At 56.7% G+C, this 24,878-nt stretch carries 23 protein-coding genes and 1 tRNA gene; 3 read left to right on the top strand and 21 right to left on the bottom strand.

The genetic code is table 11. The features are described from left to right. The first annotated feature begins 6 nt into the window (after positions 1-6). Positions 7-666: a Crp/Fnr family transcriptional regulator gene (locus EYQ49_07265; protein HIG25670.1), complete on the top strand. Its 660-nt coding sequence runs from the start codon at positions 7-9 to the stop codon at positions 664-666. Positions 667-676: 10 nt separating this feature from the next. Here the strand turns inward: EYQ49_07265 and EYQ49_07260 are convergent, their stop codons facing one another. Genes EYQ49_07260 through EYQ49_07245 form a run of 4 tightly spaced genes read right to left on the bottom strand, consistent with a single transcriptional unit; the run spans position 677 to position 6,943 of the window. Next, positions 677-1,339, bottom strand: coding sequence for a hypothetical protein (locus tag EYQ49_07260; GenBank protein HIG25669.1), 663 nt, complete (start codon positions 1,337-1,339; stop codon positions 677-679). Positions 1,340-1,346: 7 nt separating this feature from the next. Then, the gene (radA, locus tag EYQ49_07255) at positions 1,347-2,756 is read right to left on the bottom strand and encodes a DNA repair protein RadA (GenBank protein ID HIG25668.1); all 1,410 of its coding nucleotides are present in this window, start codon (positions 2,754-2,756) and stop codon (positions 1,347-1,349) included. A gap of 40 nt (positions 2,757-2,796) precedes the next feature. Further along, entirely contained in the window at positions 2,797-4,518 is a 1,722-nt protein-coding gene (locus tag EYQ49_07250; GenBank protein ID HIG25667.1) for a hypothetical protein, read from the bottom strand. Then, positions 4,412-6,943 (bottom strand): ATP-dependent Clp protease ATP-binding subunit, encoded by a 2,532-nt coding sequence (locus EYQ49_07245; protein HIG25666.1) that lies wholly within the window; start codon positions 6,941-6,943, stop codon positions 4,412-4,414. Before EYQ49_07245 ends, EYQ49_07250 begins: the two co-directional genes overlap by 107 nt. 98 nt (positions 6,944-7,041) lie before the next feature. Here EYQ49_07245 and EYQ49_07240 point away from each other — a divergent pair, with 98 nt between their 5' ends. Further along, entirely contained in the window at positions 7,042-8,082 is a 1,041-nt protein-coding gene (locus EYQ49_07240) for a polyprenyl synthetase family protein (protein ID HIG25665.1), read from the top strand. On the opposite strand, the gene lysS is transcribed toward EYQ49_07240, so the two are convergent. From lysS to pcrA, 15 genes are all read right to left on the bottom strand, one after another. Continuing rightward, a complete protein-coding gene (gene lysS / locus EYQ49_07235) occupies positions 8,079-9,500 on the bottom strand; it encodes a lysine--tRNA ligase (GenBank protein ID HIG25664.1) in 1,422 nt (473 codons plus the stop codon). The two genes, EYQ49_07240 and lysS, sit on opposite strands and share 4 nt — an antisense overlap. Continuing rightward, complete coding sequence (locus EYQ49_07230; GenBank protein ID HIG25663.1) at positions 9,500-10,294, bottom strand: type III pantothenate kinase; 795 nt, start codon at positions 10,292-10,294, stop codon at positions 9,500-9,502. The genes lysS and EYQ49_07230 overlap by 1 nt, the downstream gene beginning before the upstream one ends. A gap of 106 nt (positions 10,295-10,400) precedes the next feature. Then, a complete protein-coding gene (gene nadC / locus EYQ49_07225) occupies positions 10,401-11,258 on the bottom strand; it encodes a carboxylating nicotinate-nucleotide diphosphorylase (GenBank protein ID HIG25662.1) in 858 nt (285 codons plus the stop codon). 53 nt (positions 11,259-11,311) lie between these two features. After that, on the bottom strand, positions 11,312-12,886 hold the full coding sequence (nadB, locus tag EYQ49_07220; protein HIG25661.1) for an L-aspartate oxidase: 1,575 nt from the start codon (positions 12,884-12,886) through the stop codon (positions 11,312-11,314). Then, on the bottom strand, positions 12,873-13,760 hold the full coding sequence (locus tag EYQ49_07215) for a pantoate--beta-alanine ligase (GenBank protein HIG25660.1): 888 nt from the start codon (positions 13,758-13,760) through the stop codon (positions 12,873-12,875). Before EYQ49_07215 ends, nadB begins: the two co-directional genes overlap by 14 nt. 3 nt (positions 13,761-13,763) lie before the next feature. Continuing rightward, positions 13,764-14,237 (bottom strand): 2-amino-4-hydroxy-6-hydroxymethyldihydropteridine diphosphokinase, encoded by a 474-nt coding sequence (gene folK / locus EYQ49_07210; GenBank protein ID HIG25659.1) that lies wholly within the window; start codon positions 14,235-14,237, stop codon positions 13,764-13,766. After that, positions 14,234-14,596, bottom strand: a complete 363-nt coding sequence (gene folB / locus EYQ49_07205; GenBank protein ID HIG25658.1) for a dihydroneopterin aldolase — start codon at positions 14,594-14,596, stop codon at positions 14,234-14,236. The genes folK and folB overlap by 4 nt, the downstream gene beginning before the upstream one ends. Next, entirely contained in the window at positions 14,586-15,104 is a 519-nt protein-coding gene (locus tag EYQ49_07200) for a hypothetical protein (GenBank protein HIG25657.1), read from the bottom strand. The genes folB and EYQ49_07200 overlap by 11 nt, the downstream gene beginning before the upstream one ends. A gap of 93 nt (positions 15,105-15,197) precedes the next feature. Continuing rightward, positions 15,198-15,971: a dihydropteroate synthase gene (gene folP, locus EYQ49_07195; protein ID HIG25656.1), complete on the bottom strand. Its 774-nt coding sequence runs from the start codon at positions 15,969-15,971 to the stop codon at positions 15,198-15,200. Between the two features lie 28 nt (positions 15,972-15,999). Then, positions 16,000-16,581 (bottom strand): GTP cyclohydrolase I FolE, encoded by a 582-nt coding sequence (folE, locus tag EYQ49_07190; protein HIG25655.1) that lies wholly within the window; start codon positions 16,579-16,581, stop codon positions 16,000-16,002. Continuing rightward, positions 16,581-17,144: a hypoxanthine phosphoribosyltransferase gene (gene hpt, locus EYQ49_07185; GenBank protein ID HIG25654.1), complete on the bottom strand. Its 564-nt coding sequence runs from the start codon at positions 17,142-17,144 to the stop codon at positions 16,581-16,583. Before hpt ends, folE begins: the two co-directional genes overlap by 1 nt. 9 nt (positions 17,145-17,153) lie before the next feature. Beyond that, positions 17,154-18,083 carry a tRNA lysidine(34) synthetase TilS gene (gene tilS, locus EYQ49_07180; GenBank protein HIG25653.1) on the bottom strand — a complete coding sequence of 310 codons (930 nt, stop codon included), beginning with the start codon at positions 18,081-18,083 and terminating at the stop codon, positions 17,154-17,156. Beyond that, positions 18,050-19,099, bottom strand: coding sequence for a hypothetical protein (locus EYQ49_07175; GenBank protein HIG25652.1), 1,050 nt, complete (start codon positions 19,097-19,099; stop codon positions 18,050-18,052). The genes tilS and EYQ49_07175 overlap by 34 nt, the downstream gene beginning before the upstream one ends. Before the next feature lie 199 nt (positions 19,100-19,298). Beyond that, a tRNA-Thr gene (locus EYQ49_07170) sits at positions 19,299-19,371 on the bottom strand. Between the two features lie 55 nt (positions 19,372-19,426). Then, positions 19,427-21,745 carry a DNA helicase PcrA gene (gene pcrA / locus EYQ49_07165; GenBank protein ID HIG25651.1) on the bottom strand — a complete coding sequence of 773 codons (2,319 nt, stop codon included), beginning with the start codon at positions 21,743-21,745 and terminating at the stop codon, positions 19,427-19,429. A 61-nt stretch (positions 21,746-21,806) separates the two neighbouring features. Between pcrA and EYQ49_07160 the strand changes: the two genes are divergently transcribed. Next, positions 21,807-22,739, top strand: coding sequence for a TIGR03621 family F420-dependent LLM class oxidoreductase (locus tag EYQ49_07160; GenBank protein HIG25650.1), 933 nt, complete (start codon positions 21,807-21,809; stop codon positions 22,737-22,739). A gap of 2 nt (positions 22,740-22,741) precedes the next feature. Here EYQ49_07160 and EYQ49_07155 read toward each other — a convergent pair whose 3' ends face one another. Both EYQ49_07155 and guaA read right to left on the bottom strand, forming a co-directional pair. Then, a complete protein-coding gene (locus tag EYQ49_07155) occupies positions 22,742-23,302 on the bottom strand; it encodes a TIGR03086 family protein (protein ID HIG25649.1) in 561 nt (186 codons plus the stop codon). Positions 23,303-23,306: 4 nt separating this feature from the next. Further along, on the bottom strand, positions 23,307-24,872 hold the full coding sequence (guaA, locus tag EYQ49_07150) for a glutamine-hydrolyzing GMP synthase (protein ID HIG25648.1): 1,566 nt from the start codon (positions 24,870-24,872) through the stop codon (positions 23,307-23,309). Between the last annotated feature and the right edge of the window lie 6 nt (positions 24,873-24,878).

The following is a 24,878-nucleotide window of genomic DNA, read 5'->3' as shown; positions in this document are numbered from 1 at the left end:
TTGAATATGCCAGACACCACCTTTTTCCAAGAGACTTTGCTGTTCGCTGGACTTGACCCGTCCGCGCTCGCACCGATTGTTGACCAGTCAGTTGACCGCGAGCTGCTTCGCGGCGACGTGATTTTTCGCGAAAATGACAAACCCGACGAGCTCTACATTGTTCATTCTGGGCGCATTGCCATTGCCAATAAGTCCATTGATGGACGGGAATCAATGGTGGCATTAATGGAATCGGGTGACCTTTTCGGAGAAATGGGCCTCTTCGATGGCCATGGACGGTCTGCGGAAGCTCGGGCCCTTGAGACCTCTATCGTGACCTGCATTCCTTACGCCCCGGTGCGGGCCCTCTACGAAAATGATCCCCGCCTTTTGTGGCGAGTGGTTGACATGCTGGCCGGGCGACTACGCAACATGGACGAAGCCTTAGCGGATTCTGTGTTTTTAGATGTCACCGGTCGTACCGCAAAACGCTTGTTGGAATTAGCTGGCCAAAGTGATGAGTTTTCTCTCCCCATTACTCAAGAAGAATTAGCGGGCATGGTAGGGGCCTCACGCGAACGGGTCAACAAAGCCATTGCCTCGTTTATTCGTTTGGGGTGGATTGAACAGATTGACCGCACCTACCGCATTACTAACCGCGAACAACTGGTCATTCGCTCTCACTAGCCACTCGGTTTTAGTCGCTTATTTCCATCCATTGCGCTACCCGTTGCCATGCATCGGCGGCATCATCGGGTCGATGGGCAGGCCGCGAAGCATCGTGAACAAACCCGTGATCTGCTTCGGGGTAGCGCACTACCTGGGCACCGGTAGCGGCCAACAATTTTACTTCATCTTCGGGTGTCCACGAATCAAGCGACCCCACAATGGCCAACACCGAGGCGGCGTCACCTTGATTTAACGCCGCCAATGGTTCAAGAGAGTCGTTGTTTTTCCATTGTTCAGGAACTTGGATCATCCCGTAGAACGGGCAATGGCGATCAAAACGTCCGGTAGCCACTGCCTTGAGGGCATACATTCCGCCCATGCAGAAGCCGAGAATACCTACTGGTTCGACGCCGGTGGCCTCGGCCGCCGCCACGGCATCACCTAATACCCTTTGGTCGGTAAGCAGGTTTCCGGCCGTCAAACGGTCAGCCACCTCAAGGTGTTCCTGGCCGGGGTACAGCTCAAAAGCACAAACCGACCACTGGTATTTTTGTGCCAAGTCAGCCACCAAGTCAACAAACAACGGGCGCATGCCCATGATGTCGGGGATTAACACCACACCTCGCTTAGCGGGGCCCGTCTTTGGATGGGCAAGTTCAGCGAGAGTCCCCGAGGGAAGTTCAATTTTCATAAAGCCATTATTGCCGAGAAATCTCTTCGGGGAAAGAGCGGTCTGCTTGTAGAGCGACTTTTACTGCTTCGGCCACCGTGGCTACCCGAATCGCCCGCATGCCTTCCGGCGGTTCGGGGGCCGACAGAGGAATCACTGCGGTACGAAACCCCAACCGGTGGGCTTCTCCTAAACGTTGCTCACTACGGCTTACTTGACGAATTTCTCCGCCCAGGCCGACCTCGCCACAAGCCACCGTGTCCGGGTTAAGCGGCCGGCCGGTGGCCGCAGAAGCCACCGCCAAAGCCAACGGCAGATCGGCCCCGGGCTCGGTGACCGCTACTCCGCCTACCGCTCCCACAAAAACATCTACCGAACCTAAAGGCAGCCCGGCCCACCGCTCTAACACAGCCAACAACAACGCCAACCGACGAGCGTCGATCCCCTGTGAGGAGCGTCGCGGATGCGGGGTGGTTGAAGGTACCACCAAGGCTTGCAACTCAACGAGCAGCGGGCGGTGGCCCTCTAAAGCAGGGAAAACCACCGACCCCGGTGATTCGGTGGCCCGATCAACCAAAAAGAGTCGGCTGGGGTCTTTTACGGAACTCAAACCCTCCATGCTCATTTCGAACACCCCCAAAGCGTCGGTGGGACCAAAACGATTTTTGGCCACCCGCAACAGTCGTAAGGCATGGTGGCGATCGCCAGAAAGCTCCACCACCGTATCTACAACGTGTTCGAGGACTTTGGGCCCGGCTAGCGACCCGTCTTTCACCAAGTGCCCCACCAAAATAGTGGCCATGTTTCTTGTTTTGGCTTCAGCCACCAACCGGTGGGCACAAGCGCGTACTTGCCCGGGTGTGCCCGGGGTGGCCCCCGCTCCTTCGATATGCACCGTCTGGATAGAGTCCACGATCAGCAACTCGGGAGCCAGTTCGTCGAGTTGCTCTACTACCGCTTCTACCGCCGCATCGGTAGCGAGCCAAAGGTCGTCATGTAAAGCGTTGAGACGTTCTGCCCTTTGCCCTACTTGAGCCGCTGATTCTTCTGCGCTCACCAACAACACTCGGCGCCCTTGGCTGGCCCACGAGGCGGCCAGTTGCATGGTCAACGTAGATTTGCCGATACCTGGCTCGCCACCCAACAAGGTGACCGACCCGGGCACTAAACCACCTGACAGTGCTCGGTCGAGTTCTGCCACCCCGGTAGTTTGGGCGGTAGCGGTGACCCGCTCTACCTCGGTTAGCGGTACTGCTTTTCCTCGGGAGACCACCACCTGGACGGAAGCGTTACCTCCCGCTACCACCGTTTCTTCAAGGGTGTTCCACTCGCGACACTGTGCGCAATTTCCTGTCCACTTGGGGTAGGAGTGCCCACACGATGAACATACATATACCCGCCGAGGGCGAGCCGAACCAAGTGATGTAGATGAAGCCATAGGGAGACCTTAGGCGTGACCTGTGACAGTCCCAAAGGAGCTAAGAATCGGCCGACTCTTCTGGCGGCTCATCAGGGAGCACATCGGCTTCAATAGGAGTCGGCTCTGGGGGCGGGGCGGGAGTGCTGGGCTTGAACAACTCGGCGAACCCATCTATTACCGGGTGAGGGAAACCTTCAGGAATAAGTGCCGTGCCGCGTAACAAAACCGTAGATAACCCCATGCCGCGCGCTGCTTCTAGCGTGGCTGAATCAGAATCAATCAACAACATATTGTGAAACGAAACACCGGTCATGCGGCGTAATGCTTCGAACATTGCTTGGCTAGGTTTACGCGCCCCTACTTCGCCGCTGACCACCCAATGTTGAATCAAGTCATCGAGCCCGAAACGGTTCTTTAGCTGCACCGACCACGGCAAAACCGCATTGGTCAAACAAGCCACCTGAAGGTTGCGCTCTTTCATACGGTCCAAGAAAGGTACGACATCCGAGCGAATTCCTACCTGCGAAAGATATTCCGCATCCAAGTCGGCTTCTATCCCGGTGATCCCCACCGAGGACCAAAAATCGTTAGCAGAAACGTGTCCTAAACTTGCCGCCCGATAGCGCTCAGCGATTTCTTGAGGGTTGGCGATCCCGCCACGTTGGCGCACGAAAGGCACTAACAAACCTTCAGGGTCGGTACCCACGTCCCAAATGACCCCAACTCCGCCCAGCACCAAAAGCTCTAGGGTGCGCTCCCCAGATTCCTGTGGTTCCGCCACGGGAAGTGGCGTGCCTTTTTTTGCTCGACGGGTGGGTACCGAAGGTCTAGGAAGTGTCGGACCCGCTTGGCGGCCCATCACCAGTCGCACGATTTGCAAAACCACCACCAACACAAAAAGCGCGGCCGCTATCGCCGCCACGGTTCGCCACATACGCGGTGTTCGGTCTTCAAGTGTCCAAGACAAAGTAAACGGCTCAGCGAGTTCTTCGCCTAAACCTAATTCCCAGTGGGCCACCCCATCTTGCATTAACCCGTTGGTGGCCCCGGTTTCTGGTAGAACCACCTGAAGGTCAAAAGCAAAGGCATCTTCGGCAGAACAATTTTCTTCTGCACAGCCCGTTAACTCACGGATTTCTTCTTCGGTGTGCCCCAGGGTAAGCCCCGACAGCGTGGCATCAAGTTCAGCATCGCTAAACAAAGCCAGCCCTGTGGTGAGGTCCACCGACCCGGTTAGTGCCCAAGAGGTGCGCGCAAACGAGCGCTCTCTGGTCAAGGTCACGTCGGTAAATACTCCCGGACCGGCAATATCACGCAGCACCGCAGGAAGCCGCTCAGGCACAGCAAAGGGTTTACTGGCGTACAGTCGGGTCGTCCCGCCTGTTGCTGCTTGTTCGGGTCCCTCTATGGTCCACCCGGCGTCGGTTAAATCGCTCAACCGCAACTGGTCTTCAAGATTCCCTACGACTTGAAGCGCTTCTTCATCAAGGGCCACCGCTACCTCAACGACGCCCGAACCATCGGGGGTCACGTTGATGGTCACCGTGGTGTCCACTTGGCATGCCGTTAAACCCAGCAAGGCCCCAAAAATCCAGAGAGGAAGAAGGCGTCGCATAATGAGTAACGCTAGATCACCAACGAGGGGTTGCCTCGGCAGAACATCCACCGAGGGGTTATTCCGCTCCCTCAACTGCCATCTCGACCGTTGGGGGCTCGAAGCCTTCGATGGTACGGAAGGCGATTTTTTGTTTACCGGCGTTTTCTTCGTCATCTTCGACATCGACGATCACTATTTCTCCGGCCCTGAACTCTTTATGCAAAAGGCGCTCCGAGAGCGGGTCCTCGACCAATCGTTGCAGAGCACGCCGCAAGGGGCGGGCTCCCATTGAGGGGTCATAGCCTTGGACAGCCAAGTGCGCTTTAGCGGCGTCGGTGAGTTCAAGGCCCATGCCCTGGCCCGCCAATTGCTTGGCTAAACGCTTGACCATGAGGTCCACAATGCGGGTGACTTCTTCAACGCTGAGTTCATGGAAAACAATGGTGTCGTCAATACGGTTTAAGAACTCTGGCCGGAAGTGATCTTTCAAAGCATCTTGCACTTTGGCTTTCATTCGTTCGTAGCTCACCGCTTCATCATTTTTGGTAAAGCCCAAGTTGGCTTTGCGCAAGTCGGCCGTACCCAAGTTAGAGGTCATGATGAGTACCGTGTTGCGGAAGTCCACCGACCTTCCTTGCGCATCGGTAAGTCGGCCTTCTTCGAGGATCTGCAACAGCGTGTTGAACACATCGGGGTGAGCTTTTTCTACCTCGTCGAACAACACCACCGAGAAGGGGCGGCGGCGCACCGCTTCGGTCAACTGGCCGCCTTCGTCGTAACCCACGTAACCCGGAGGGGAACCAACCAAACGGCTTACCGTGTGTTTTTCCATGTATTCCGACATGTCGAGCGCAATAAGGGCCGTTTCATCGCCGAACAAAAACTCTGCCAATGCTTTAGACAACTCAGTTTTGCCTACCCCGGAAGGGCCTAAGAAAATAAACGAACCAGAAGGCCGTTTCGGATCTTTTAACCCCGCTCGAGTGCGGCGGATCGCTTGGCTAACTGCCTTAATGGCATCTTCTTGACCGATGACTCGTTTATGTAGTTCGTCTTCCATGCGAAGAAGTTTCTGTGTCTCTTCTTCGGTCAACTTGTACACCGGTATGCCAGTCCATACGGAAAGAACTTCTGCAATAGATTCTTCGTCTACCTCGTCAAATAAGTCGACGCCGGTTTCACGAATTTCTCCTTCTCGTTCTTCTTTTTCTGCTTGGAGTTCTTTTTCGCGGTCACGGAGTTGGCCTGCTTCTTCAAAGTCTTGCGCTTCGACCGCTGATTTCTTTTTCTGCGTAACCTCAGCGAGGGAGCTTTCAAGTTCTCGTAAGTCTTCTGGGGTACGCATGCGCTTAATGCGCATACGTGAGCCTGCTTCATCAATAAGGTCAATGGCCTTATCGGGCAAAAAGCGGTCAGAAATATAGCGATCAGCCAAGTTGGCGGCCGCCACCAACGCTTGATCGGTAATGGTTACCCGATGATGGCTTTCGTAACGTTCCCGCAGGCCTTTAAGAATTTCGATGGTGTGAGCCACCGAAGGTTCATCTACCTTGACCGGTTGAAAACGACGTTCCAGAGCGGCGTCTTTTTCAAAATGTTTACGGTATTCATCTAGAGTGGTGGCCCCGATGGTTTGCAATTCTCCGCGTGCCAACATGGGCTTCAAAATGGACGCTGCGTCGATGGCTCCTTCAGCCGCACCGGCGCCCACCAAAGTATGGATTTCGTCGATGAACAAAATGATGTCGCCGCGGGTGGTGATTTCTTTCAATACTTTCTTCAACCGCTCTTCGAAGTCTCCGCGGTAGCGGCTTCCGGCTACCAGGGCGCCTAAATCAAGGGTGTAGAGCTGTTTGTTGTGAATGGTTTCAGGGACCTCATCGTTAGCGATGAGTTGCGCCAAGCCCTCCACGATTGCTGTCTTGCCGACCCCTGGTTCACCAATCAGCACTGGGTTATTTTTTGTACGTCGAGAAAGCACTTGCATGATCCGCTCAGATTCACGCGATCGGCCAATGACCGGGTCAAGTTTATTGTCGCGAGCCAGCTGCGTCATGTTGCGGCCGAATTGATCCAGGATGACCGATCCTGACGAAGCATCGCCGCCACTGCCACCAGAAGTTGCGCCACTTTTTTCTTGCGCATCGGAACCCGGGCCGCTCCCGCTGCCGGAATATCCTGACAAAAGTTGAATAACTTGTTGGCGCACCCGAGAAAGGTCAGCGCCGAGTTTGCTGAGTACCTGAGCGGCTACCCCTTCGCCTTCGCGAATAAGGCCCAACAAAATATGTTCGGTGCCGATGTAGTTGTGGCCCAATTGAAGGGCTTCACGCAACGAAAGTTCTAAAACTTTTTTTGCTCGCGGAGTAAACGGGATGTGGCCGCTGGGCGCTTGGCCGCCTTGGCCAATGATCTCTTCAACCTGTTCGCGTACTGCTTCAAGGGACACACCAAGAGAGTCCAGCGAACGCGCTGCTACCCCTTCGCCTTCATGTATCAAACCAAGCAAAATATGCTCGGTTCCGATGTAATTGTGGTTAAGGGTGCGCGCCTCTTCTTGCGCTAACACCACCACCCTGCGGGCCCTGTCAGTAAAACGTTCGAACAACCGGTTCTCCTCTGAATCTTGTAGTTCCTAAGTGTACCGCTCTACTGTGACGACCCACGGGCAGCCTTTCTCAGATTTTTTCTGCTCTGAACTAAATAATGGTTTTTCGCGGCCAGATGTGGGCGTATCCTCACCCCGTGGCCTCTCCTTCACCTCTCTTGGCGCTTCCCGGCATGGCCGGAGACATTGAGCGCGTAAACGATGAGCTTCGCCGGTCGGTGCAATCACCGGATGCCTTTTTGACGGAGGTGGCTTTGCATCTCATAAGCGCCGGGGGCAAACGGGTGCGCCCTGCCTTAGCCATCACTACTTCACTTTTGCCCAGCAGCGACCCGGGGCCCGCCGACCACGACGTTATTCGTGGTGGGGTAGCCATTGAGCTCGTGCATCAAGGTTCGCTTTACCACGACGATGTTATGGATGGTGCTGAAACGCGCCGCAATGTGCAGAGCGTCAACGCCAAATGGGGAAACCGAGAAGCCATTTTATCGGGCGACTTTTTGTTGGCTCGCGCTTCGGGGATCGCCGCCGATTTAGGCACCGAGGTCGCCGGGTTGCTCGCTGACACCATTGCCTCGCTTTGTGAAGGCCAAGTCCGTGAGCTGCAACACACCTTCGATGTTGACCGCAGCGAAGAGGCCTACTTTCAATCAATTTCCGGCAAAACCGCGGTGCTGTTGGCTGCTGCGGGCCGTGTAGGAGCCCTCGTGGCCGATCATCCCCGCCACTTGATTGAGGCCGTGACCTCCTTTGGACATTTCTACGGGATGGCCTTCCAAGTAATCGATGACGTACTTGACGTGGTGGCCACCGATGAGCAACTGGGTAAACCAGCAGGCAACGACCTTGTTGAAGGGGTTTACACTTTGCCGGTTATCCGTGCGCTGACTGGGCCTGCGGGCCAACAACTCCGCCACCTCTTGGGTGGTCCTCTTGACGCAGCCGCTCGCGACCAAGCCCGAGACTTGGTCCGTCAAGATGAAGCCATGGGCTCAGCGATGGCTACCGCAGTGGACTACACCAACCGGGCCCGTTCGGCGCTCAACGACCTCTCGCCCACCCCGGCGCTCGCTACGTTGCAGATGACCTGTGACCTCTTGCTTGATCGCGCCAACGACGTGGCCGGCACCCATTTTTAGTCAGCGAGACCCTGTTCGGGCCGCAACGTAGGAAAAAGAATCACGTCGCGAATAGCGGTAGTGTCGGCCAGCAACATGACCAAACGGTCCATGCCGATACCTAACCCACCGGTGGGAGGCAGGCCGTAGTCCAAAGCTCGCAAATAGTCTTCGTCGACCACCATGGCTTCGGCGTCGCCGGCTGCTTTTTCTGATTCTTGGGCCGAGAAGCGGTTGCGTTGTTCCTCGGGGTCCACTAACTCGCTAAAAGCGTTGCAGAGTTCTCGCCCAGCCACGATGCCTTCAAAGCGTTCTACCCAACCGGGTTGGTCTCGGTGGTCTCGGGACAGCGGTGATACTTCTTGCGGGTAGTCGGTAACAAAAATAGGGCCCCATAACTTGGCCTCGGTGGTTTTTTCGTAGAGTTCCAAAATTAGTTTGCCCGATCCGTAATGATCTTTTACTGGCACCTCATGCTGCTCGCACATAGCCACCAACTCTTCACGTGGGGTAGCTAAATCAACATCAAGGCCGGCATGTTCTAAAAGTAGTTCTCGCATGGTGGCTCGTCGCCAGGGAACAGAGAGGTCAAGCTCTTGCCCGTCGTAGGTGAGGCTGGTGGTTCCTAAAATTTCTTGGGCCAAGTGGGCTACCAACTCTTCGACCAGCACCATGATGTCGGTGTAGTCGGCGTACGCCTGGTAGAGCTCCAACATGGTGAACTCAGGGTTGTGTCGGGTAGAGAGTCCTTCGTTGCGAAAAACCCGAGCGATCTCAAAAACTCGTTCAAAGCCGCCCACCACCAGGCGCTTTAGGTAAAGCTCGGGGGCGATGCGCAAGTAAAGGTCCAGATCTAACGCGTTGTGATGAGTGGTAAAAGGTCGCGCTAACGCACCCCCGGGGATGGGGTGAAATACTGGGGTTTCTACTTCTAAGAAATCTTTTTCTTCTAGCCAGCGGCGAGTCAGCGACATCACTTTGCTGCGCAATAAAAAAGTCTGGCGGGCCTCTTCGGTCACCCACAGGTCTACGTAGCGTTGGCGGTAACGGGTGTCGGTATCTGAAATGCCATGCCACTTGTCGGGGAACGATCGACGGGCCTCTGCGAGGCGCACCCATTGGGCCACCCTTACCGAAAGTTCTCCCCGTCGGGTTTTAATGACCTCACCGGTCACCCCCACCCAGTCACCTAAATGCAGCGCACTGAAGTCAGGAAACTCTGGAGTGGTTTTTTCTTGAGCGAAAAGTTGAATGCGTCCCGTGGCGTCTTGCAGGGTGCCAAAAACTAAGCGCCCTTGATCGCGTTTAAGCATGAGCCGCCCGGCCACCGTGACCTCTACTCCGGTGCTTTCTCCATCGGCCAACTCGGCGTAAGTTTTTTGTAAATCCCCCGCATGGTCGGTGGGGTCAAAACGGTGCGGAATGGCTTGTTCGCTCATCAACTCAGCTCCTGGTTGCGTTGATACACGAGACGCAGCCCATGCAGGGTCAAAAATGGTTCTACGTGTTCAATAGTGCGGGCCACCGGAGCGATCAAATGAGCCAAGCCGCCGGTAGCTACCACCGTGCAGGTGTCAAGTTCGGCCCGAAAGCGCTCCACCATGCCATCTATTTGTGCGGCGAAACCGTAAATGGCACCCGACTGCAGCGACTCTTTGGTGCTTTTCCCAATCACGTTTCGAGGCTCTACCAACTCAATAGCTCCCAGAGCAGCGGCCTTGCCGAACAAGGCGTCCAGACTGATTTCAATACCGGGGGCAATAGCGCCGCCCATGAACTCACCTTTGGCAGAAATCACGTCAAAGTTGTTGCCGGTGCCGAAGTCCACCACCACCAGTGGGCCGCCGTACAAGTCGAAGGCGGCCACCGCATTGGCAATACGGTCGGCTCCTACTTCTCGAGGGTTGTCGTAAAGGATGGGCATCCCGGTGCGTACTCCGGGTTCGATAACCACTGGTTCTTGATTTCCGTGGCGTTCTATCATTTGGCGCAAACTGGCCAACACTCGGGGCACCCCGGCGCACATGGCGACGTGATCTACATCGAAGGCGAAGTCCGATGCCTCTAAAAGGTTGCGGATAATTACTGCATGTTCGTCAGCGGTGCGGTCTGCATCGGTGGCGATACGCCAGTGGTCGAGCAAACCCGCCCCGGCACCGTTGCCCGAAGCATCGTCGTCTTGGTAGAGGCCGATGACCGTTTGGGTGTTGCCGACGTCAATGGTCAAAAGCATCAACGTTCTCCTTGCCGTGTCGAAAAATGGGGCCGCCTAAGCGGTTGGATACTAAGCAGTTGGATACCAAGAGGTTAGACGGACAGAACGCTTCTTCCGGGCCACTTTAAAGATCTAGCCCAATATCTAAAGCCGGGGCGCTGTTGGTTAAAGCCCCGCTGGAAATACAGTCCACTCCGGTGGCGGCGTAGTTGGCCAGAACATCAAAGGTGATTCCCCCGGAGGCTTCAAGAAGTGGGCGCCTTCCGTGCTGTTGTTCAAAGGCTTGAGCGGCGGCCACACATTCTTTCACCACCGCTGGAGTCATGTTGTCTAGGAGCAAAGCGTCGGCCCCGGCCGCCGTCGCCTCTTGCGCCTGTTCTGGAGAATCGCATTCCACGTGCACCGTCCGTCCGGGCCATTTTTGTTTGGCTTGGGCCACCGCTGACGAAATATCGGTCCCGGTGAGGTGGTTGTCTTTAAGCATCACCCAGTCGCTGAGGTTGGCTCGGTGGTTGGCTCCCCCGCCGGCTCGCACTGCGGCTTTTTCTAGTGCCCGTAACCCTGGGGTGGTTTTACGGGTGTCCCACACCACGGCGCCGCCTGCCGCTTCGGCTACCCAGCGGGCCACCACGGTGGCGATACCTGAGAGGTGACTGAGATAGTTCAGTGCGGTCCGTTCGGCGGTAAGCACGGTAGCCAGCGGGCCTTCGAGGCGAGCCAACACTTGGCCGACTTCTATTTTGTCACCTTCGGCAACTTCCCAGGTCACCGCAATGGTGGCGTCAATTTGACGGAACGCTTCGGTGGCGCAAGCGGTTCCGGCCAGTACTCCATCTTGGCGGGCCGCCAGGACGCCGCGGGCTTTTGCTTCGGCGGGCACTAAGGCAGCCGTGAGGTCGCCTAAGGGAGTGAGATCTTCTTGCAGGGCGCGACGCACCGAGGCCTCTACTTCGATCTGTGGGGGGTGCAAGTACAAAACCATGCCCTAAGCCTGCCGCCCTCGGCCACCGCTGCCAACACGGGCCTTCAACCCGGTCATGCGTTGACCACTAAACGGAGGGTAAATGCGGGGTCAGTGGCCAAAAAATCTTGCCTGGTGTGGGCACCTCGTGATTCTTGGCGGGCCAAAGCGGCCGCCACCAGAGCCGTGGCCAAGGTGATGAGGTTTGTTGTTTCTGCGGCCGCCGGGCTGTCGGTGGCTTTGGGGCAACGGACAGCCAAAGCGTTAATGCGGGAAACTGCTTCGGTCAGTGAGTTCTCGTTACGAACTACCCCGGCATAGCGGGTCATGGTTTGTTGTAGTTCTTTTCGTAGACCTTGCGGGTCGTCGCTTCCCGTCATGGCCGGAAAACACACCGACAATTTTTTTACCCCGGGGCGAGTCGTCTCTTCGGGCGTCAGAAGAGCGGCCAGTGGGCCCGTAGCTTCCGGGCCGCCTTTTCCGGCAGCCACGGCCTCCACGACCCGGGCTCCATAAACCATCCCGTCCAGTAGCGAGTTTGAGGCCAAGCGGTTTGCCCCGTGTACCCCCACGCAAGCCACCTCGCCTGCCGCCCAAAGACCGGGCAGGCTTGAGGCTCCTTGCAAATCGGTTAACACCCCGCCACACAGGTAATGCGCGGCCGGGGCCACCGGTAACCAATCTTTTGCCGGGTCTAAACCGAGTTTTTCGAGATCGTCCGCAATGGTCGGGAAACGGGTTGAAAAAGAGGCCAGCCCGGTGGCGTCTAGCCAGAGGTGTTCTACTTCTTGGTCAAACATGCGCTGGGTCATGGCCCGAGACACCACATCTCGGGGCGCCAATTCGTCGACGAACGACTCTCCGTCACGGTCTCGCAACAGTGCTCCGTGGCCCCGCAGTGCTTCAGAAAGCAAGGGTCGCGGCATGCGGTCGTGGTGAAGCGCCGTGGGGTGGAACTGCACAAACTCTACGTCGGCCACCGCCACCCCTGCTCGAAGGGCCATAGCGACCCCGTCGCCGGTGGCTTCCAAAGGGTTGGTGGTGACGGCGAACAGTTGCCCTGCCCCGCCGGCCGCTAACAAAACTTGAGGAGCCCTCACCTGGTGGTTTTCTCCGTGCTGGTCAAGAACTTGTACTCCCACGCACCGGCCGTCTTCCACAATCAAGTCGGTAACGAAATGGTTTTCGCGTAATTCGGTAGCGGTGGCTTTGACGGCCGCTACCAGCGCTCGTTCAATCTCTACTCCGGTGGCGGCTCCTCCCGCGTGAACCACCCGGGCCGTGGAGTGCCCGCCCTCTTGGGCCAGTAGAAGTTTTCCTGTTTCGTCACGGTCGAACACTGCGCCTCGGGCGATGAGGTCCAGTACCCGACCGGGCCCTTCGTCAACTAAAATCCTGACTGCTTTTTCGTCACATAGCCCGACCCCGGCGGCCAGGGTGTCTGCCAGGTGGAGGTCGGTGGAGTCAGGGTCGCCACTCAAAACGGCTGCTACCCCTCCTTGCGCCCAACGGGTGGTGGTTTGTTCTAATTGCCCTTTGGTTACCACCCCGACGGCTAAACCTAGATCGGCGGCCAATATTGCCGCCGAGAGGCCCGCTACTCCGCTTCCTATCACCAATAAATCAAGTGGTTGCTCAACAGGAGCCATAACGCTCCCCTTCTTGAACAGCACGATTATCCAACAGCCGGGTTGCCCCAAAACGCCCGGCCACCAACAAACGAGTATCTGTTTTAAAGGCCTCGACGGGCTGCAATGACTGTGGGTCCACCACTGCACAGTAATCAACAACCAACGCATCAGCGGTTTTCAAGATCTCGGTCATGGCCGCTTCTACTTTGAGCCGTTTCGTTGCGCCGCTGGTTATTAAATCAGCCCCCACTTTTAACGCTTGATAAAGAACCGGGGCTTGTGCTCGTTGGGCCGCCGTGAGGTAAACGTTGCGGCTGGAGAGCGCCAACCCATCTATTTCTCGCCAGGTGGGGCAGCCCACTACCGACACCGGGAGGTTGAGATCTTGCACTAATTGATGCACCACGGCCAGTTGTTGAAAATCTTTTTCTCCAAAAAATGCTTGGCAGGAGCCCACCAAAGAAAAAAGAGCGGCCACCACGGTAGTGACCCCTGCAAAATGGTCGGGACGGGTTACTCCTTCCCAAAGCCCAGCCATCTCACTTGCCGGAGCCGACGTGTCGAGGAGCGCTTTTTGCATTTCCTCAACCGAGGGACAAAAAATTAGATCAACTCCTTGAGTGGCGCACAAAACCGAATCTGCCGCAAAGTCTCTTGGGTAAGTAGCGAGATCTTCACTCGGGGCAAACTGCAACGGGTTGACGTAGATCGAAACTACGGTGAAGTCACAGGCCGCTACAGAGGCTCTCATCAACGAACTGTGCCCAGCGTGCAAACCTCCCATGGTGGGCACAAAACCCACTTTTTGGCCCTCTTGGCGGGCCAAAACAAGTTGCACTTGAAGGTCCTCGGCGGTGGTGACCGTGGCCACCGGGGTTTCTTCAGCCATCATTACCTAAGGGTTTACCGGGCCGATGGCCACCACTTGGGCCGCATCAGCAGCCATAACCTCTGCCGCCCCGGGCAGTGACGCCACCACTTCTGGGGCCACGTCACAAAAGGGAATCAACACAAAAGCTCGTTGATGCATCCGAGGGTGCGGCACTACCAAGTCGGGTTCGTTGACTTCTTCGCCGTCTACCCACAGTAAATCAACGTCGAGGGTGCGGGGGCCCCAGCGTTCGTCTCGCACGCGCTGAGCGGCCTTTTCGCTTTCTTGGCAAAGTTGCAAAAGTTGCCGAGGGGTGAGTTCGGTCAGCAACTGTGCCACACAGTTTAGGTACGGGCCCTGTTCGGGTCCGCCTACCGGAGCCGTTTCGTAAATCGCAGAAACCCCTGCCACATCGGGCAAGCCAGCCACCGCTTCTTGAAGAAAAGCCGCCCGGTCCCCAAGGTTTGACCCTAAACCCAGGTAGGCGAACCTTTTCATAGCGGTCGGTGAATTCTCACCCCGCTGGTGGCGAGATCTTGAGGCACCGGAGGGCGAAGTTTATGCACCGTCACCGTGACCTCTTTTACTTGCTCAAATTCTAGAATTTTTTCGGCGACGCGCCCGGCGCAACGCTCAAGCAGGTCAAAGCGTTCGGCTTTGATAATGCTCTCCACTAGTTCACAAAGAGCCCCATAGTTCACTGTGTCGTGAAGGTCGTCGGTTAAAGAAGCGGCTGCTAAATCGAGGTATACATCTAGGTCAAACGACAACGGTTGGCGCCGTTTGAGTTCTTCAGGGAGAAGCCCACAAAGGGCCAGCATGGTTAATCCCCGTAACTCAATACGGTCATTCAGCATCTTGATTCTCGTCAAGATGCTGGACAATAAGGTCAACGATACGACGGCCTGGGGTACCTAATGGCCGTTCCATGATCTGTTCGATCACCCCGATGGCATGGGGGCCGGTGGTCATCAGTTTGGTGGCCAACAGGTAAGCGGCCATAAGGCCACAGACCGTTTCGTTGAGTTCTTCCCGGTGCACCAAAATGCGTCCCCCGTTGGCCGTTAAGGTGGCCAAGCGGTTGATGACCTGAAGCAAACGGCCAATGCCTTCTTCGGCCCCACCAAAAGGTTCGTGGGCCCAGCGCACTACCAAATCATCGTAGTTATGCAAGTTGTGTTCGCTGGACAACAACGACACCACAACGTCAAAATCATTTTCGCGTATCCAAATAATTTCTTCTTGGCGACGCACTTTTCTATGGCTTACCCCGCACCCTCCGGGGCGTTCACAAACCGCGAGGTGGTCTTTAATGATCCAGCAAAAGCCGCGTGGCACAATGCCTTGTGCCCATTTACCTCTCATTGGTTCCTCCCTCGTTCAGACGGGGATTCCGGCAAATACCAGAAGCCATGAATTATCTCGCCCATCTTGTACCAACAAAACCCGTACGGCAACTTAACCAACCATTTTTGCTGCTTGAACAGTGATTGCTACCTCATGGGCCCGCACCATGGCTGCCCCTTTATGGAAGGCCCAGGTAGCGACCGCTACCGATCCTTCTTTTCGATCAGCTGGTTCGGTCGGGCCGAGAAGGCCGTCGCTCTTTCCTAAGATTTCTCCTAAGAAGCGTTTTCTGCTGGCTCCTACCACCACTGGCCAACCGGTTTCTACCAAACAGTCAAGGTGAGCCAGCAAGGTCAGGTTGTGGGCGGTTGTTTTGCCGAAACCCAAACCGGGGTCGATCCAAACTTCGGTGGCTCCGGCCGCTTGCGCCGCCTCGGCTCGCTGCACTAGGTAGTCCCTTACTTCTTGCACCACATCGTCGTATTGCGGTTCTTTCTGCATGGTGCGTGGGTCGCCCTGCATGTGCATGGCTACCCAGCCCACTTTTAGTTGGCCTGCGAGCTCACCTAAAGAGGCGCTGACATCGTTAATGAGCGTCGCTCCAGCATCCACAGCGGCTCGCGCCACCTCGCTATGACGGGTATCGACCGACACTTTTACTTGGCTAACCAGTCCGGCGATGACCGGTAACACGCGTTTTATTTCTTCGTCGGCCCCTACCGGGTTAGCGCCCGGGCGGGTGGACTCTCCGCCTACGTCAATAATGTCGGCTCCTTCTGCAACAAGTTTTTTGGCATGAGAAAGAGCGGCCTGGTGATCCAGGAACTGTCCGCCGTCAGAAAAAGAATCCGGGGTTACGTTCACTACTCCCATTACTTTGGTCATGCGTATCTCAATACCTGAGCGATGACCGTCAGCGCCGCAAAGGCTCAATAAAACGCATCGCTTCGGAGCGGGTCGCCATGTCGGTGCGGAATATTCCTCGTACTGCCGACGTTACGGTCACCGCTCCTGGTTTTTTTACGCCTCGCATAGACATACATAAATGTTCGGCTTCAATGACTACCAGAGTCCCTTGGGGGTCCAGCGTTGTTTGAATGGCTTCCGCTATTTGCGAAGTTAAGCGTTCTTGTACTTGAAGGCGGCTGGCGAAACCGTCTACTAAGCGAGCCAACTTAGACAGCCCAGCGATGCGTCCTTCTTTTTTCGGGATGTAAGCCACGTGGGCGTTCCCAAAAAAGGGAACCATGTGGTGTTCGCACAGCGAGTAAAATGGAATGTCTTTAACCATGACCATTTCGTCGTGGTCTACGTCGAAGGTTTTGCTTAGCTGGTCGGCCGGGTTTTCGGCGATGCCTTTACACACTTCGGCATACATGCAAGCCACGCGGGCCGGGGTGTCGATAAGCCCGTCGCGCTGTGGGTCTTCGCCCAGCGCGGCCAAAATTTCTTTTACCGCTGCTTCGATACGCGGAAGGTCTACTGGTTCGCTCATTACTCGTCGGTTTCGGTTTCGATAACCCGAATATCGGAGAGGTTGCGGTAGTGCTGGGCTACATCAAGGCCGTAGCCGACCACAAATTCTGGGGGGATACGAAAGCCTTCGTAGCGCAGGATTGACTCATCAAGTTGGTGGTCGTTATGCACTAACAAGGCGCAAACTTCGAGGCTGGCCGGGTTGCGGGCCAAAAGGTTTTTGCGCAGATAACTCAAGGTCAGGCCGCTATCTACGATGTCTTCAACAATGATCACGTCGCGCCCGGCGAGGTCAAGGTCGAGGTCTTTAACGATGCGCACCACCCCAGAGGACCGGGTGGAATGCCCATAAGAAGACACCGCCATGAAGTCGAGTTCTACCGGTAGGTCGATGGCTCGTGCCAGATCGCTCATAAACATGAACGCCCCTTTGAGCACGCCGACCAGCAACGGGGAACGGCCGGCGTAGTCGGCGGTGATCTCTCGACCTAAAACCGTTACTCGTTTGGCGAGGTCTTCAGCCGAAACCAAAACCCTTCCGGGGGCGGGGATGTCTGGGTTGTTTGACTGGTAAGCGCTCATGACCTGACCTTAGCGGGATGATTTGGTTGGTTGGCGACCCGGCAAAAAACGCAGGCGTCCATCGGTGCGTTCTACTCGGTCGCCTCCGCCCACTTCGGCCGCTTGGCTGGAGTGAGCGACCACCGCACACACCCGATCTACCGCTGCGGCGTCGGGGGCTAACCCATTTCGTTGTTCGGTGAGCCAACGGTGCACGCTGAGCCGCATCAGGGCGGGATCTTGTTGGGCCAGGGTTCGGGTATCGGTGGGGTCAAGGTCAGCTAGCAACTCTTGCAACAAAGCCACCCCTTGTCCGGCGTGTTCGGCGTGGCGGGCTAATAGAGGCACCGGGTCGCGTTGGAATACTTCAGCGAGTAGCGGCAGTACTTCGTGCCGCACCCGGTTACGAGTGAACCGTGGGTCAGCATTCATGGGATCATCCAGCGGCTCAAGGCCTTGGTTTTGGCATACCCATTGGGTTTCGTGGCGGCGTAGGTTCAAGATGGGTCGCCGTTGAGGGCTTCCAATGCCTGCCACCCCGGGCAAACCAGCGCCGCGAAGCAAATTAAGTAGCACTGTTTCTGCTTGGTCGTCTGCGGTGTGGCCGGTGAGCACCCCAGCAGGCAATAGCTCGCGACGGGCCTGACGTGCTCGGGCTTCAAGGTTGGGGCCAGGGTTTACCGAGGCGGTCACCAACTCGACGCTGGCCCCGAGGCTGGTCGCTACTTGGGCCACCGCTGCCCCTTCTTGGTCGGAGCCTTGGCGCAAGCCGTGGTCCACGTGCCAAGCCGTCACCGTGCAACCTGCTTGTATGGCCAGTACCAGCAACGCTAACGAGTCGGCGCCTCCAGAAACAGCGCAATCTATGGGGGTTCCGGGCGAAGGGAAGTTGCATCGCTCCAAGAGTTCTGAAAGCGAGATTTCGATCATGCCGCCGGTTCGGTCATGCGAGTCACCCACAGTTGAGGGTCTTGAATCTCGGCTGAACTTGGTAAGTGCGCTGGTTTTTCCCACACACGGTTAAAGAGGTCGGCGCCTCCGGCGGTTTCTACGGCCGCAATAAATTCTTCGCCTTGGATGTACTGCGCCAACTTGGCTTCGAGACCAATGGCTTTTTGAATCAACCGGGTAAGGCCGGTGGCCGACTGGCGGCGATGGCGCATAACCCGTGCGTAGCGGTCGGCGTGTTCTACCAGGCCGATACCGGCCCGGTCCATGGTGACGTCGCCGTGGCCTTCGAGCAGGCTCATTAAACCGGCGATCCCATCAAGAGCGAGTTTTTGTTCGGGGGTAGCTATGGCAGAGAGCATGGAATCGTTGTTGTCGCTTTTGCCTTTGGTGAAAGACCGCAGGCGGTCGGCCAACTGTTGGGGTTCTGGTTCGGCTTGATCTAACAAGGTTTCTACTAAACCCAGGTAGTGGCCGCGCATCCATGGCACTCCGGTGAACTGCGCCCGGTGGGTTACTTCGTGGAGGGCCAGCCAGAGACGAAAGTCAGTGGGGGGAAACGCTGAGCGGCGTTCTAGGGCCACGATGTTGGGGCCGACGTAGTACACCAAATCTTGGTCTTCGGCTTGTTCGTCTTCAATAACCAGGAGGTCGTATTGGCCCAGCACTCGGGTAGACATCCAGCCCAACACGGCACCCATCTCAACCGCCGTTACTTGGGCCGTTACTTTGGTCCAAGCGGTTTCTGGTTGATCGCCCATGCGCTCAAATAGCGGACGCAGCAGGCGTTGCAGCGAAGCCAGGTTGGCGCGAATCCAGTCGGAGCGGTCTACTACTCGGGCCCGGGCGGAGCCTTGGTCAGAGGCCAAACCGGTGGTGGCGGCTACCAAACCTTCGGCCAGCGCCGTGTGTTCTGTGAACTCTTCAATCAGGTTGCCGTGGAGGTGAGCGTCAGCAAAAGGGGCCCGTTGGGCGACCTTTACTGCTACTCGTTCGGCCAAGGCCCAATCGACTGCGGTGGGCCCCACGGGGTTGCGTTACTTCTTTGGGTAACGGGTGGAGGATACTTTTGTAAAGTACCCCACCATGGTGGCCACGCAAAGAGCCACGCCGCCGCCTACCAAAGGTACGGCAAGCCAGTAATGCCAGATGACTCCTGAAAGCACGTTCATGGGGTTGATCCTAGAGGGTTGAGGTTGTGGTTTTCTTTTATTTCTTTAAATAATGAGCCCGCGCGGGGAATTGAACCCCGGACCTGCTCATTACGAATGAGCTGCTCTTCCAACTGAGCTACACGGGCGGTGCGGGGCAAGCGTAGCGGCCTACTCTCAAGGCACGAACCTTTTTGGCCATGTTCAGGGGCGTTCTATGGGTGCCCAGGCCAGCAACAAGCGTTTTTCGCCTTTTTGGGTGAAGCGCACTACCGCTTCGGCACGGTCGCCTTCTCCTGATACTTCCAGCACGGTTCCCGGGCCCCATGCAGCATGCATTACTTCTTCACCGGGTTGCAGGTTGAGTAGATGAGCACCGTGACCCGGCGGGGTGGAGTCTTTTTTCTTTCCGGTGCCGATTACCGAGCCGGCCGGTTCGTGGTCCGAGGAGGGAGTAGAGGGGAACCAGCCGCTTTCTGACCCTGCTGGTTTTTTACTGGCCCACGATTCGCTGCGGGTACTGGAGCCCCATCCGGCGTCACGGCGAGGGCGATGCTTTCTACTGTCCTCCGCTTCGCTCAACAGGTCTTCCGGTATTTCGTCGAGGAAACGGCTCGGCGGGTTGTACTGGGTGGTGCCATGCAACATGCGACACCAAGCGTGGGTAACAAAAAGTTTTTCTCGAGCTCGGGTAATGCCCACGTAAGCCAAGCGGCGTTCTTCTTCTAACTGGGTTTCATCGCCCAAAGAACGCACATGAGGAAACACCCCGTCTTCGAGCCCCAGCAAGAACACCACCGGGAACTCCAAACCTTTAGCGGCATGCAAGGTCATCAAGGTGACCATGCCGGCTTCTTCCGCCGCTGGGTCGGGCAACGCATCGGTGTCGGCCACCAGGCCTACTTGTTCTAAAAATTCGTCCACGGTGTTGAACTCGTCCGCTACCCCGATCAGTTCGGCCAAGTTTTCTAAACGGCCCTCTGATTCGATGGTGCGTTCTGCCCGGAGTTCTTCTAAATAGCCCGAAGCTTCAAGAGCGGTTTCTAATACCGGGCCGGGGCCGTTGTCTATGTCGCCGCGCAAGGTGTCGTGGAGGTCAAGGAAACCCCGTATGCCGGGCAAAGCACGGCCCCCCACCCCGGCTTCTTCGGCTTGTGATAGCGCCACCATGAATCCTGTACCGGCGTGGGTGGCCCAAGCATCTATTTTGCTGATCGAGGTAGCTCCGATGCCTCGTTTGGGCACGTTGAGCACCCGTTTGGCCGCTACTTCATCGATGGGGTTGGCAGCTAAACGTAGGTAAGCCAGCGCATCACGTACTTCACGGCGATCGTAGAACCGAGTGCCTCCCAGTACCCGGTAGGGCACGCCGCGGCGTACCAGCTGTTCTTCCACCGCTCGGCTTTGCGCATTGGTGCGGTAAAAAACTGCCATGTCGGCCCATTGGTGGTGGCCACCGTCGTGCAAGGTGGCTAAACGGTCCACTACCCAGCGGGCCTCATCGATTTCGTCTTCGGCTTGGTAGCGGGTTATGGGGTCGCCCGGGCCTTCGGCGGTCCAGAGTTCTTTGGGCCGGCGCCCCTTATTGCGAGAAATCACCGCATTGGCCGCATCTAAAATAGTTTGCGTTGATCGGTAGTTTTGGTCAAGCACCACCACGGTGGCGTCGGGGAACGTTTTTTCGAAACCCAAGATGTTGCGCACGTCGGCGCCCCGAAATTGGTAGATGGATTGGTCGCTGTCACCGACCACGCAAATGTTGCGGTGCTCTTGGGAGAGCAACATAACCAACTCGTTTTGTACCGGGTTGGTGTCTTGATATTCGTCAACCAGTACATGTTTAAAACGTTGACGGTAAGAGGCCAGCACATCGGGGTGTTTTTTAAACAAGGTCACCGTGTTGCCCAAGAGGTCGTCGAAGTCCATGGCGCCGGCTTTGAATAACCGGTTTTGGTATTCATGAAAAACCGTGGCGATACGTTTTTGAAAAGGCCCTACGGCTTCTTCTTCATATTGAGCAGCTGATTTTCCTTCATTCTTGGCGGCCGAAATTGAGGCATGAATGGACCGCGGGGGAAAGCGTTTGATGTCCAAGTTGAGGTCTTTGATGACATAGCCGGTGAGACGCACCGCATCGCTTTGATCGTAGATACTGAATTGCGAGGGGAACCCTAAGCGTTCAGCGTCACGACGCAAGATGCGTACACAGGCCGAGTGGAAGGTTGAGACCCACATTTTTTGGGCTACCGGCCCCACTAATTCACCTACCCGGTGTTTCATTTCGGCGGCCGCTTTGTTAGTGAACGTGATGGCCAATATTTCGAAAGGCGAGACTTGGCCTTCGGTAATTAAATGGGCGATGCGGCGAGTCAGTACCCGGGTTTTTCCCGACCCAGCCCCGGCTACTACTAAAAGCGGGCCGACAGGGTGGATTACGGCGTCTTCTTGCGCCGGGTTGAGGCCCAGGTCGGCGAGTTGATTTTCGGGGGGAGAAAACAGTGAATGTTCTTGAGAGGAAGCCATTGCGTTCACCCTACCGCTGAGGTGTGACGGGCCTCGGGGTCTGGGCTATTGTTCGCCCCCTATGCAAAATCCTTTTCGTTTCAGCATCACCGCCAACGCTCCTCGACCGGTCACCGAGTGGCGCGAATTAGGGCGCCGTATCGAAGATCTGGGTTATTCCACGTTGAGTGTTTCCGATCACCTAGATGCAGAGATGGCACCTTTTGTGGCCCTAACCGTTATTGCCGAAGTAACCCGTGAACTCCGCTTAGCTACCTTGGTATTAGGCAACGATTTTCGCCACCCAGTATTTTTAGCCAAAGAGGCAGCCACCCTCGACTTACTTTCTGAAGGCCGGTTAGAACTGGGCATCGGCGCGGGCTGGAAATCCAGCGACTACCACCACTCCGGTATTTCTTTTGACTCGCCGAGCATCCGCATTGCCCGCTTAGCGGAAGCCATCACCGTGCTTAAAGGCTGCTTTGCCGAAGGACCTTTTAGCTTTGACGGCGAGTTCTACACCATTAAAGATCTTGATGGGCAACCAAGTTGCCTACAAAACCCTCATCCTCCGCTTATTTTGGGCGGAGGCGGCAAAAAAATGTTGACCTTGGCTGCCCAACAGGGCGACATCGTGGGGGTCAACGCCAGCATGGCCGCCGGGATTATCGATCAGCGGGCCGGAGCGTCGGCCACCGCTGACGCCACCGATTTAAAACTTTCTTGGATTCGCGAGGCGGCGGGCGACCGTTTTAGCGGCTTGGAATTGCAAACCAGGGTGCACATGTCGGCCATCACCAACGACCCCATGGGCATCGCTGAGTTGATGGCCCCCGCTTTGGGGCTAAGCGCCGAAGAGGCCTTGGCTTCGCCTCATGTGCTGGTCGGTTCGGTAGGCGAATGTGTCGAAACGTTGTTGGCTTGGCGAGAACGTTGGGGCATTACTTACATCGGCATCAACGAAGACTCGTTGGTAGATTTTGCTCCGGTAGTCGAAGCGCTGGCCGGGGTTTAGCGCTAAACAGTCCGGCCGAAGAGGGCCAGCAGGCGTACCCCAGCCGCTGCGTCTTCTGGTGGGTGAACCGGCGCCCCCACCATGCCGCTGGCTACCAGTGAGTCGGCCAACGGTAGCCAGAACTCCAGACATCGTTCAGCCAGGTCGTCGGGCAGTTCCAGCGGTTGGTTACGCGCTTGGGCTAAGTCCCATGCGTGAATAAGGTTTTCGGTTATGCGGAAACCCAAAACTATGGACCCCGGTACTTCGCCCATGGGGTGGGTATAGATTTTTTCTTCCACCTCTTGAGCGGAGGCGGCTTCCATAGCGGCAATGGCCGTGCCTCGCCAAGTAGCAAGTGGGTTGGGGCCTAGGATCGAGACATCCATTTCGGTCACCGGTTCTATCCGATTACCAGACAACAAGTCCAGCATCATGGCTTCCCCGAGCACCAGGTGGGCCACTAACGCTTGTACGTCCCATTCGTCGCACGGGGTGGCGGCGTACCACTGCTCGTCAGTGAGTTCCATGAGTTGGCGGCCAAAAAGCGTGCTGGCTGTTACGTAATCTTCGTGGGTCGGCATACCGTTATTCCCACTCAATGGTGCCCGGAGGCTTCGACGTTATGTCGTAGGCCACCCGATTTACGCCGTCTACTTCGTTGATGATGCGACTCGACATGGTTTCTAAAAGGTCGTAAGGCAGGCGGGCCCAGTCGGCGGTCATGGCATCTTCGCTAGTTACCGCACGAATAATAATGGGCCACCCGTAGGTGCGTTCATCGCCCATGACCCCCACCGAGCGAATGTCAGGCAGCACGGCGAAGGCTTGCCAAATTTCTCGATCCAGGCCTGCATCGTGTATTTCTTGGCGCACGATCAGGTCGGCTGCTTGCAAGGTGGCCACCTTGTCCGGAGTTACTTCGCCGATGATGCGCACCCCAAGGCCGGGCCCGGGGAAGGGTTGGCGCCACACGATTTCGTCGGGGAGGCCCAGTTCTGAACCGACGGCCCGCACTTCGTCTTTAAACAAGTTGCGTAGCGGTTCGACGAGGGCGAACTCCATGTCGTCGGGCAGGCCACCCACGTTGTGGTGGCTTTTTATTTTGGCGGCATCTTTGGTGCCCGACTCAATGACGTCGGGGTACAAGGTGCCTTGCACCAAGAATGCGGCGTCTTCGATTTCGCGCTCAGCGTCTTCGAACACCCGAATGAACAGTTCGCCGATGGCTTTGCGTTTGGCTTCCGGTTCGGTGAGGCCCGCCAGAGCGGTGAAGAAACGGTCAGCGGCTTTTACGTGGATGAGCTCAATGCCTTGGTGGCGGTCGAAGGTTTCTACTACCTGTTCGCCTTCGCCGGAGCGCATCAAACCAGTGTCCACAAACACGCAGGTCAACTGGTCGCCAATGGCTTTATGAACCAGCGCGGCGGCTACGGCGGAATCCACCCCGCCCGAGAGGCCACAAATGGCTCGGCCGGAACCCACTTGGGCCTGAATGGCTGCCACCGATGACTCGATTACTGAGGTCATGGTCCAATCCCCAGCGCAGCCACAGACATCAATGAGAAAGCGTTTCAGCAGGTCAGGGCCGCAAGGGGTGTGGAGCACCTCGGGGTGGAATTGCACGCCGTAGAGGCCTCGCTCTGGCGCCTCAAAGGCTGCGACCGGGGCATCAGGGGATGAAGCGGTGGTTAAGGCTCCGGTGGGCGGTTCGGTGATGGCATCAAAGTGGCTCATCCACACGCTTTGGGGGCCGGGCTCAACATCGACCAGCAAGGTTCCGGGGTCGGTGATGGTCAACTCGGTGCGGCCGTATTCTCCCCGTTCGTTGCGGCCCACCATGCCACCACATTGTTGGGCCACCATTTGCGCTCCATAACAAATACCCAAAATCGGTACCCCAAGGTCGTACACCCCGGGGTCTATTTTTGGTGCTCCGTCTACGTGCACCGAAGCCGGGCCGCCGCTAAAAATAATGGCCGTAGGTTTTCGGTCAGCAAACTCTTGAGCCGAAAGATTGTGGGGCACGATCTCGCTGTAGACCCGGCATTCACGTACCCGGCGAGCAATGAGTTGAGCGTATTGCGCCCCGAAGTCCACCACCAGCACTCGGTCGGTGGATCCGGCAGCGCCTCCGGGTGTTTCTTCAGCCATGGAGTT

This window comes from Acidimicrobiia bacterium (assembly GCA_012959995.1).
Taxonomy (GTDB): Bacteria; Actinomycetota; Acidimicrobiia; order Acidimicrobiales; family MedAcidi-G1; genus MedAcidi-G2B.
This window is presented reverse-complemented; position numbering and strand designations above follow the sequence as displayed.

What these genes read in the sequence shown, in the direction of transcription:
- EYQ49_07265 (HIG25670.1), top strand. Translation starts at nt 7, where the DNA reads ATGCCAGACACCACCTTTTTCCAAGAGACTTTGCTGTTCGCTGGACTT.
- EYQ49_07260 (HIG25669.1), bottom strand. Translation starts at nt 1,339, where the DNA reads ATGAAAATTGAACTTCCCTCGGGGACTCTCGCTGAACTTGCCCATCCA.
- radA (HIG25668.1), bottom strand. Translation starts at nt 2,756, where the DNA reads ATGGCTTCATCTACATCACTTGGTTCGGCTCGCCCTCGGCGGGTATAT.
- EYQ49_07250 (HIG25667.1), bottom strand. Translation starts at nt 4,518, where the DNA reads ATGTCGAAGATGACGAAGAAAACGCCGGTAAACAAAAAATCGCCTTCC.
- EYQ49_07240 (HIG25665.1), top strand. Translation starts at nt 7,042, where the DNA reads ATGGTTTTTCGCGGCCAGATGTGGGCGTATCCTCACCCCGTGGCCTCT.
- lysS (HIG25664.1), bottom strand. Translation starts at nt 9,500, where the DNA reads ATGAGCGAACAAGCCATTCCGCACCGTTTTGACCCCACCGACCATGCG.
- EYQ49_07230 (HIG25663.1), bottom strand. Translation starts at nt 10,294, where the DNA reads ATGCTTTTGACCATTGACGTCGGCAACACCCAAACGGTCATCGGCCTC.
- nadC (HIG25662.1), bottom strand. Translation starts at nt 11,258, where the DNA reads ATGGTTTTGTACTTGCACCCCCCACAGATCGAAGTAGAGGCCTCGGTG.
- nadB (HIG25661.1), bottom strand. Translation starts at nt 12,886, where the DNA reads ATGGCTCCTGTTGAGCAACCACTTGATTTATTGGTGATAGGAAGCGGA.
- EYQ49_07215 (HIG25660.1), bottom strand. Translation starts at nt 13,760, where the DNA reads ATGATGGCTGAAGAAACCCCGGTGGCCACGGTCACCACCGCCGAGGAC.
- folK (HIG25659.1), bottom strand. Translation starts at nt 14,237, where the DNA reads ATGAAAAGGTTCGCCTACCTGGGTTTAGGGTCAAACCTTGGGGACCGG.
- folB (HIG25658.1), bottom strand. Translation starts at nt 14,596, where the DNA reads ATGCTGAATGACCGTATTGAGTTACGGGGATTAACCATGCTGGCCCTT.
- EYQ49_07200 (HIG25657.1), bottom strand. Translation starts at nt 15,104, where the DNA reads ATGAGAGGTAAATGGGCACAAGGCATTGTGCCACGCGGCTTTTGCTGG.
- folP (HIG25656.1), bottom strand. Translation starts at nt 15,971, where the DNA reads ATGACCAAAGTAATGGGAGTAGTGAACGTAACCCCGGATTCTTTTTCT.
- folE (HIG25655.1), bottom strand. Translation starts at nt 16,581, where the DNA reads ATGAGCGAACCAGTAGACCTTCCGCGTATCGAAGCAGCGGTAAAAGAA.
- hpt (HIG25654.1), bottom strand. Translation starts at nt 17,144, where the DNA reads ATGAGCGCTTACCAGTCAAACAACCCAGACATCCCCGCCCCCGGAAGG.
- pcrA (HIG25651.1), bottom strand. Translation starts at nt 21,745, where the DNA reads ATGGCTTCCTCTCAAGAACATTCACTGTTTTCTCCCCCCGAAAATCAA.
- EYQ49_07160 (HIG25650.1), top strand. Translation starts at nt 21,807, where the DNA reads ATGCAAAATCCTTTTCGTTTCAGCATCACCGCCAACGCTCCTCGACCG.
- EYQ49_07155 (HIG25649.1), bottom strand. Translation starts at nt 23,302, where the DNA reads ATGCCGACCCACGAAGATTACGTAACAGCCAGCACGCTTTTTGGCCGC.
- guaA (HIG25648.1), bottom strand. Translation starts at nt 24,872, where the DNA reads ATGGCTGAAGAAACACCCGGAGGCGCTGCCGGATCCACCGACCGAGTG.